At 62.5% G+C, this 8,614-nt stretch carries 9 protein-coding genes; 3 read left to right on the top strand and 6 right to left on the bottom strand.

What is annotated here, in order from left to right:
* The coding region (locus tag ADADOO_RS15005) for a propionate--CoA ligase (protein ID WP_511278311.1) at positions 1 to 1,616 on the top strand (1,616 nt) is incomplete at its 5' end.
* A 63-nt stretch (positions 1,617 to 1,679) separates the two neighbouring features.
* Here the strand turns inward: ADADOO_RS15005 and ADADOO_RS15000 are convergent.
* The 6 genes from ADADOO_RS15000 to pqqA all read right to left on the bottom strand — a co-directional run bounded on the left by ADADOO_RS15000 (position 1,680) and on the right by pqqA (position 5,737).
* Positions 1,680 to 2,486 (bottom strand): beta/alpha barrel domain-containing protein, encoded by an 807-nt coding sequence (locus ADADOO_RS15000; RefSeq protein ID WP_511278310.1) that lies wholly within the window; start codon positions 2,484 to 2,486, stop codon positions 1,680 to 1,682.
* A 13-nt stretch (positions 2,487 to 2,499) separates the two neighbouring features.
* Entirely contained in the window at positions 2,500 to 3,558 is a 1,059-nt protein-coding gene (serC, locus tag ADADOO_RS14995; protein WP_511278309.1) for a 3-phosphoserine/phosphohydroxythreonine transaminase, read from the bottom strand.
* Positions 3,558 to 4,067: a hypothetical protein gene (locus ADADOO_RS14990; protein ID WP_511278308.1), complete on the bottom strand. Its 510-nt coding sequence runs from the start codon at positions 4,065 to 4,067 to the stop codon at positions 3,558 to 3,560. Before ADADOO_RS14990 ends, serC begins: the two co-directional genes overlap by 1 nt.
* A 99-nt stretch (positions 4,068 to 4,166) precedes the next feature.
* Entirely contained in the window at positions 4,167 to 5,300 is a 1,134-nt protein-coding gene (gene pqqE, locus ADADOO_RS14985; RefSeq protein ID WP_511278307.1) for a pyrroloquinoline quinone biosynthesis protein PqqE, read from the bottom strand.
* Positions 5,269 to 5,562: a pyrroloquinoline quinone biosynthesis peptide chaperone PqqD gene (pqqD, locus tag ADADOO_RS14980; RefSeq protein WP_511278306.1), complete on the bottom strand. Its 294-nt coding sequence runs from the start codon at positions 5,560 to 5,562 to the stop codon at positions 5,269 to 5,271. The genes pqqE and pqqD overlap by 32 nt, the downstream gene beginning before the upstream one ends.
* A gap of 100 nt (positions 5,563 to 5,662) precedes the next feature.
* Positions 5,663 to 5,737 (bottom strand): pyrroloquinoline quinone precursor peptide PqqA, encoded by a 75-nt coding sequence (pqqA, locus tag ADADOO_RS14975; RefSeq protein ID WP_511278312.1) that lies wholly within the window; start codon positions 5,735 to 5,737, stop codon positions 5,663 to 5,665.
* Positions 5,738 to 6,076: 339 nt separating this feature from the next.
* On the opposite strand from pqqA, the gene ppx reads away from it, so the two are divergent.
* Positions 6,077 to 7,579 (top strand): exopolyphosphatase, encoded by a 1,503-nt coding sequence (ppx, locus tag ADADOO_RS14970; protein WP_511278305.1) that lies wholly within the window; start codon positions 6,077 to 6,079, stop codon positions 7,577 to 7,579.
* Positions 7,576 to 8,614, top strand: a 1,039-nt coding sequence (locus tag ADADOO_RS14965; protein ID WP_511278304.1) for an ABC transporter permease, incomplete at its 3' end; no start/stop codon positions are given. The genes ppx and ADADOO_RS14965, both read left to right, overlap by 4 nt.

Genomic DNA, 8,614 nt, shown 5'->3' with positions numbered 1-8,614 from the left:
AAATCGAGCGCATGGCGGCGATTTACCAGAGCCTCGGCGTCAAGAAGGGCGACCGTGTCCTGATTTACATGCCGATGATCGCCCAGGCGACCTTCGCCATCCTGGCTGCAACCCGCATCGGCGCCATCCACTCAGTCGTTTTCGGCGGTTTCGCTTCCGGTTCGCTGGCGACCCGTATCGACGATGCGATGCCGGTGCTGATCGTTTCTGCCGACGCCGGCATGCGTGGTGGCAAAGCGGTGCCGTACAAGCATCTGCTCGACGAGGCCATCGATCTGGCCGAACACAAGCCGGCCAAGGTGCTGATGGTCGATCGTGGGCTGGACAAGGCTTTCAACAAGGTTGCTGGTCGCGACGTTGATTACGCCACCGAGCGCGCCAAGTTCATGGACGCCAAGGTGCCGTGCGAATGGCTGGAGTCCTCTGAGCCGTCCTACATCCTGTACACCTCGGGGACGACGGGCAAGCCGAAGGGCGTCCAGCGCGACACCGGCGGCTACGCCGTGGCGCTGGCTTCATCGATGAAGCACATCTACTGCGGTGGCGAGGGTGAAACCTTCTTCTCGACCTCCGACATCGGCTGGGTGGTCGGTCACTCCTACATTATCTACGGCCCGCTGATCGCCGGCATGGCTACCGTGATGTACGAAGGTACGCCGCTGCGTCCGGACGCCGGCATCTGGTGGCAGATCGTCGAAAAGTACAAGGTCACCGTGATGTTCTCGGCGCCGACTGCGGCTCGCGTGCTCAAGAAGCAGGATCCGGCCTTCATGCACAAGTATGACCTGTCGTCGCTCAAGCACATCTTCATGGCCGGCGAGCCGCTCGACCAGCCGACCCACGAGTGGTTCATGACCGAACTCGGCAAGCCGGTCATCGACAACTACTGGCAGACCGAAACGGGCTGGCCGATGCTGGCCGCACTACCCGGTGTCGAAAAGACCCCGATCAAGTACGGCTCGCCGTCCTTCCCGGTCTACGGCTACAACCTGCAGATTTTCCGCGAAGACGGTTCGGTCTGCGGTCCGAACGAGAAGGGTATCGCGGCGGTCATTCCGCCGCTGCCGCCCGGCTGCCTGACGACCGTTTGGGGGCAGGACGACCGTTTTGTCAGCACCTATTTCACGCTGTTCAAGGACCCGCTGGTTTACTCATCCTACGACTGGGCGATCAAGGACGAAGATGGTTATTTCACCATTCTTGGTCGTACCGATGACGTGATTAACGTCGCCGGTCACCGTCTGGGTACCCGTGAAATCGAGGAAGCGATCCAGAACCACCCGGCGATTGCCGAAGTCGCCGTGGTTGGCGTCGAGGACAAGCTCAAGGGGCAGGTGCCGATGGCTTTTGCCGTCGTCAAGGATGCATCCAAGGTCGCGACGCCCGAGCTGGTCAAGGCGCTCGAGAAGGAAGTGTTCGGCACGGTCGACAGCATTCTCGGGGCGATTGGCCGTCCGGCCCGCGTGCACTTCGTCACCGGTCTGCCCAAGACCCGTTCCGGCAAGATGCTGCGCCGTTCGCTGCAGGCGCTGGCCGAAGGCCGTGATCCGGGCGACCTGACGACCATCGACGATCCTTCAACGCTGGAGCAGATCAAGAACGCGCTGGCCAGCTAAGCGTCGTTCTTACCGCAACAAGCCCGCCGATGAAAACCGGCGGGCTTTTTTACGGGCGGCATTTTAATTTTGGCCGTTTTTTGCGGTTGACCGTGGAAGCCTGGCCGCTCGCCAGGCGCGGTTGATCTCCGCGACCAAGACACAGCCCTGGTGCACCATCCCGCGATGAATTTGGACGAGATTGGCGCCGGCCGCGTACCGGGCCAGAGCGATCTCTGGCGTGTCGATGCCACCCGCGCTGATCAGGGCAATTTCAGGCGGTAGCGCTTGGCGCAGTGCGCGTAGAAGCGCTTCGGGCGCCACCATCCCTTCGGCCGCAACGAGGATGCCGGCAGCGCCCGCGGCAATCCAGGCGCTTGCTGCCGCGACGGGATCCGGCCAGTAGCGGGTCAGCTTGACCATGAGCGGTCGCCGTTTCGTGTCGCTGGCGAGCAAGGTGCGCACAACGCTGGTCAAGTGTTCCGCAGATGGGCAGCCGCGTCCCGGATTCAGGCAGAAATAGTCGGCTCGACTACCATGTTCCCGCATGGCCTGGACGAAATACGCCTCGGCGCGCGTCCAGGAAAGCGCCGGACGCATGCCTAAGCTGACGCCGCAGATTGCCGTATTTGGATAGGCTGGGGCAATGAAGCAGCGCGCACCGGCAAATACGCTGCCTATTTCGACGGAGCCCAGCCCCAGGCTTCCAGCATGGGCAAGCAGTCTGCCGTGCCGGTCGAGTCCGGCGGCGAGGCCGACTGGTCCGGGGAAAATCAGCCCCATGGCCGATACCGGCGACCCGGTGTCTACTGCGGCAGGGCCGCTAACGTGTTGCAGATCGAGCAGCCGCCAGCGGGCGCGTAAGGCGAGGCGCGTGAGCGGGATCGCCATTGCCGGCTGCCCGTTACTGCCGGATGTCAGGCGGGGCATAGGCATGGAGAAACGCGGTCAGGGCCGTAACAGCTGCTTCAGGCAGGCCGTTGTACAGGCTGACCCGGATGCCGCCGACCTCGGGGTGGCCGTTCAGATCGTCCAGCCCGGCGGCCTGGGCGGCGCCCAGAAAGTGCGGCGCGTTGTCTGAGTTGGCAAGACTGAAGCAAGGATTGGTGTGCGAGCGCAGGATTGGCGTGATGGTTGCCCGCAAGTGCAGGTTGTTATCCACCGCCTGATAGACCGCCGCACTCCGGCGCCGGGTGGCAGCGGCCATGGCAGCGATGCCGCCGCGTGTCGCGATCCAGTCGAGCATCGTGTGCAGCACGAAAATGGCAAATACCGGCGGCGTATTGACCCGGCAATGGGCGGCCGCCTGCGTCGTATAGTTGAGCACCCGGGGCGTTGTTGGTGCAGCCCGGCCGAGCAGTTCGTCGCGGACGATGACTACGGTGAGGCCGGGGACACCAATGGATTTCTGGGTTCCGGCATAGACCAGGGCAAGGCGCTTGAAATCGATGGGTCGGGTGAGGAAATCCGAGGTCATGTCGGCCGCCAACGGCACGGGCAGAGCCGGAAAATCACGGAGCTGCAGGCCATTGGCAGTTTCGTTACTCGTCACATGCCAATAGGCGTCGCGGGTCAGGCACTCCGGGTCGGCGTAGTTCGCCAGGGCGGCGAGGGGCAGAGTCTGTACCGGGCCGTAACGGGCGGCTTCGTCCCGGGCTCGCCGGGACCAGTGCCCGGAATCGATATAGGTAGCCACTTTGCCGGCCATGAGGTTCAGCGGCAAGGCAGCGAACTGGGCGCTTGCCCCGCCGGACAGGAAAAGGATATGAAAGTCTTTCGGAACAGCAAGGAGCTGGCGCAGGGCGTTCCCGGTTTCTTCCTGCAGCGCCTTGAAGCGGTCGGAGACGAACGATAGTCCGAGGATTGATCCTCCGCCCTGCCAGTCGCGGCAGGCCTCGGCTACCGTGGCGGCGACGCTGGCCGGGAGCGGTCCGGCCGCTGCCGAGAAGCTGTAGCGTTCCATCAGTTAAAGACAAAGGCGCCGTGGGCGCCGGCCGCCATGAAGAAAAGTAGCGGAACGGACAACATGGTATTTGTCCGGGCCGCCAGGAAGGTGCATCGGGAGGCCAGCAGGCGTTCGGCGACCGGCGCGCCGACGAAGCCGAGCACCCGTTTCTGGTTAGGCCACAGAACGAACCACAGGTTGAGGACCATCAGGATGCCGATCCACATGCCCAGGCCGATCGGGGCAAGGTCGCCGCGCAGCATTAGGGCGCCTTCCAGCCAGCCGCGCTCGGTGAGGATGAAGATACCGCTGCCCAGGGTGAGCAGCGAGGCATAGCGAAAGGTGCCATGTTCTCGCTGCATCAGGGCTTGTTGGCGGGGGCTGCTCGGGTCGCTCAGGTCTTCCGCGGTCAGCGGAACGTAGGTGGGGCGGGTTACCGCAGTGGCGTAGTTGTGGCCGATCCAGACCAGTGCCCCGACAAAATGGATCCAGCGGGCAACCAGTTCGAGCCATGCACTTTCCATCATGCGCCCCGTGCAAGGCGCAGGAGGACGGTCAGGATGACCGTTAGCGCAACGCCGAGCAGGACGGCCTGGCGAGAGGTGTCGAGTAGACGGAGGAGGATGCTAGTCATGACGGGCCGCCTTTTCGGTACGCATGACCAGCGGCCGGGTTTCACGCAGGGGGTGGTGGGCCTGGGCAACAGCCTCGCCGATCAGATGATGGTGGGGCGACTTGGCGCAGGCCGGGTCGGTGTTGCAGGCATCGCCGGTGAGCAGGAAGGCCTGGCAGCGGCAGCCGCCGAAATCCTGCTCCTTTTCGCTGCAGGAATGGCACGGTTCCCGCATCCAATCCTGGCCGCGAAACTTGCGGAAGGTCGGCGATTCATTCCAGAGCCAGCCCAGGGAATGCTCGCGTACGGAGGGAAAGTTCAGGCCTTCGATCAACCGGGCTTCCTGGCAGGGAAGGGCGGCACCGTCCGGGGCGATGGTCAGGTGGATCGATCCCCAGCCGTTCATGCAGGCTTTCGGTCGTTCTTCGAAATAATCCGGAATCACAAAGTAGATGGTCATCTTGTCGCCCAGCCGCGCGCGTGCAGCCTGCACGGCTTTTTCGGCGCGCGCGATCTGTTCCCGGGTGGGCAGCAGTTCGTCGCGATTCAGCATCGCCCAGTTGTAATACTGGATATTGGCGAGCTCCACATACTCGACGCCGATGTCTTCGGCCATGGTCAGAATATCCGCGACCTGGTCGACGTTCTGGCGGAAGACGGGCACGTTGAGCACCATCGGGAAGCCATGGCGTTTGATCATCTTCGCTACCGCCAGTTTAAGGTCGAAGGCGCGGGCACCGACCAGGCGGTCAGTCAGTTCCCGGTCGCTGGACTGGATCGACAACTGAATCTGGTTCAGGCCAGCGGCCTTGAGCGCAGCGAGGCGGGTTTCGTTGACGCCCACCCCGGAGGTGATCAGGTTGGTGTAATAGCCCAGGCCGCTAGCCTCGGCCACCAGTTCTTCGAGATCATCGCGCAGCATCGGTTCGCCGCCGGTGAAGCCGAGTTGCAGGGCGCCCAACTCGCGCCCTTCGCGGAGCACGCGCTTCCATTCGGTGGTGGACAGCTCTCCGCCGTTGCGGCTGTCGTAATCGACGGGATTGCTGCACCACGGGCACTTCAGCGGGCAGCGATAGGTCAGTTCGAGCACCAGCCACAGCGGCTTGCCCTGGCCATCAAGCCTGATGACGGATCCATCCTTTGGCACGGAAAACCTCCAGAAATTTCATGACGCCTTCGGCGACGCGCGCATCGTCGCCGGGGTAGGTCTGTTGCAGGTCGCCGATAAGTTCGGTGACAGTGAGTGTGCCGTCGCAGCGCTTGATGATTTCGCCGGCAGTTTCGTTGAGTTTGACGATCCCTTCCGGGTAGAGGAGAACGTACGATTGTTGCGTCTCCTCCCAGCGGAACAGATACATCGGGTTGATGGCGAACCGCTCTGCGGCAGCCGGTACGGCGGTTTCGGTCATGCATCCGTCTCCAGAAAACGATGGGGCCGCTGGGCCCGGCTCACCGCACCGGGTGTCCGGAAGCGGCGAGCCGGGTTGAAGGCGACGTTGCTTGCCTGGTTTAGCGAACGAAAACGTAGGCGGTGACTTCGAAGCCGAGACGGATGTCGCTGTAGGCAGGATCAATCCATTGCATGTCTTACTCCTTGATGTGAGAACGTTGTGGATGGTGGGCCGCCGCTAAAGCGACGAATCCCGATGGAATGATGCTGCTGACGGTGCGTCTAGGGCATCGAGATTGATGCCAGCTGGGCATCGATATTTTCCGGTTATGCACATCGAGAAAATCATGATTTTTGGCTACTGCCGCTGGGTGTTGGCATATTCTTGATGTGCATCATGGTCGCTGGCATCAGTCGCGTGCTTTTTGTGTTGTTCTCGATGTCTGATTTATTGCTCGGCTTTCGGAATCCGCCCCGGAGTCGAGTGCTAAAATGCCCGCCAATCCTCGCTATCAGTTGTTTTTGCCAAGCCAATGATTTACGAAACCGTCGCCGCCGTTGATCTGGGATCGAACAGCTTCCGTCTGCAGGTCGGGCGGGTGGTCGATAACCAGATTTACACGCTGGATTCCATGAAAGAGCCGGTTCGTCTGGCCTCCGGGTTGATGTCGGACAAACGCCTCGATGCGCCGGCCCAGGCGCGCGCCCTGGACGCGTTGCGCCGTTTTGGCGAGCGACTGGGGGGGCTGGACCGGGGGGCGGTGCGGGCTGTGGCGACCAATACCTTGCGGGTGGCCAAGAACGCCTTCGAATTCCTGCCACTGGCCGAAGAGGCGCTCGGCTTTCCGATCGAAGTCATCGCCGGTCGCGAAGAGGCGCGCCTGATCTACATCGGCGCTTCGCACTCCTTGCCGTCGGCGGCGCACAAGCGCCTGATCATCGACATCGGCGGTGGCTCGACCGAATTCATCATCGGCAAGCGCCATGAGCCGCAGCTCATGGAATCGCTGTACATGGGCTGTGTCAGCTATACGCTGCGTTTCTTCCCGGACCGCCGGATTGACCGCAAGCGCCTGCGCGAGGCGCAGGTGGCGGCGGCCAAGGAAATCGAGCTGATCGCTGCCGATTACCAGCGTCTGGGCTGGAAGGAGGCCATCGGTTCATCCGGTTCGGCGCGGGCGATTGCCGATGTCCTCGAACTGAACGGTCTGAATCCGAACGGCGAAAGCGGGATCACGCGAGGCGGCCTGGAAAAGCTGTGCAACCTGCTCATCAAGGCCGGTTCGGCCGAAGCCCTCGACCTACCGGGGGTCAAGGGTGACCGCCTGCCGGTTTTCCCGGGCGGCGTGGCCATCATGTCGGCCATCTTCGAAGAGCTCGATCTCGAACACATGACCTACGCCGACGGCGCGCTCCGCCTCGGCGTGCTTTACGATCTGCTCGGTCGTTTTCACCACCACGATATGCGGGATTCGACCGTGGCTCAGTTCCGCCGGCGTTATCAGGTCGAAGGCGACCAGGTCGAGCGGGTCGAGGCGACGGCGCAGTTGGCGCTGGCCCAGTTGTTCGACGGTGCGCCGAGCGAGGCTGATGCACAGCTCCTGGCGTGGGCCTGCCGTTTGCATGAGATCGGGATTTCGGTGGCGCACAACGCCTATCACAAGCATGGTGCCTACATCCTGACTTACGCCGACATGCCGGGCTTCTCGAAGAAGGATCAGGCGCGGCTCGCCATGGTGGTGCTCGGCCATCGCGGCAAGCTCGAGAAGCTGGGGGCGATTCCTGCGGTCGACAGCGCCTGGGACCTGATTTTCTGCCTGCGCCTGGCTGTCCTCCTGCACCGGACGCGCGATGACCGGGCAATCCCGGCCTGGCGTGTCAGCCGCAGCGAAAACGGGTATGTCATCGAAGTGCCTGCCGACTGGCTGGCTGCCAATCCGTGGACGGCCGCTGCTTTCGGCGAAGAAGCCAACGTCTGGAAACAGCTTGGCCGGGACTACATCCTCCACTCGAAACCGACCAGGAAACTGGCATGAGCCAATCCCCGCGCTTGCTGGTCGAGCCGGGGAGGGTTGTGCTGTCCGGTTGCTGGACGCTGGCCGAAATGCTGCCGCAAATGCCGGCTTTGCAGGCGAATCTGGCAGCGGCTTCAAACGGCATGGAAGACTGGGATTTGTCGGCCGTGACGCGATTGGATAGCGCCGCAGCCGTGTTGCTGTGGCGCACCTGGGGGGCGCAGTGGCCAGCCAGGTTGATCGCCAGCGAACTGCACCGGCAGGTGCTTCAGCGGGTTGCCGAGTTGCCTCAGGAGATTCCGGCGCAGGCCAGACCCAGAGTCCGATTCCCGGAACTGGTCGGGGCTTTTCTGCTCAAGGCTGGCGTCAACCTGCGCGGCATGATCGCCCTGTTCGGCCAGTTGTTGGTCGATGCGGCCTATCTCCTCCGCCATCCGCAGGATGTGCCATGGAAGGAAATTACCGCCAATATTTATAAGTCGGGGGCGCAGGCGCTGGCGGTTACGGCGCTGGTTGGCTTCCTGATCGGGGTGACGATCAGTTATCTGTCGGCGCTGCAACTCAAGAGCTTTGGCGCCGATATTTTCATCGTCAATATTCTCGGCATTTCGATCATTCGCGAACTCGGGCCGGTGCTCGTTGCTGTGCTGGTGGCCGGTCGTTCCGGTTCGGCGATGACGGCGCAGATCGGCGTGATGCGGGTGACCGAGGAAATCGACGTGCTGTCGACGATGGGTATTTCGCGCAGCATCCGTGTCGTTTTACCGAAGATTTTCGGGTTGACCGTAGCAATGCCCCTGCTTGTGCTCTGGACCTCGGCTGTGGCGCTCTTCGGTGGCATGCTGGCGGCGCTGCTCCAACTCGATCTGTCCCTCGTCTATTTTCTCGACAACCTTCCGCGGTCAGTGCCTGTGGCCAATCTCGTCATCGGCCTGAGCAAGGGCGTCGTCTTCGGTTTCGTCATTGCCGTTGTCGCCTGCCACTTTGGCCTGCACGTCAAACCCAATACCGAGAGCCTGTCGGCCAACACGACCAGTGCCGTGGTGACGGCGATTA

The sequence above is a fragment of the Azonexus sp. genome (assembly GCF_036170495.1).
Classification (GTDB): domain Bacteria; phylum Pseudomonadota; class Gammaproteobacteria; order Burkholderiales; family Rhodocyclaceae; genus Azonexus.
This window is presented reverse-complemented; position numbering and strand designations above follow the sequence as displayed.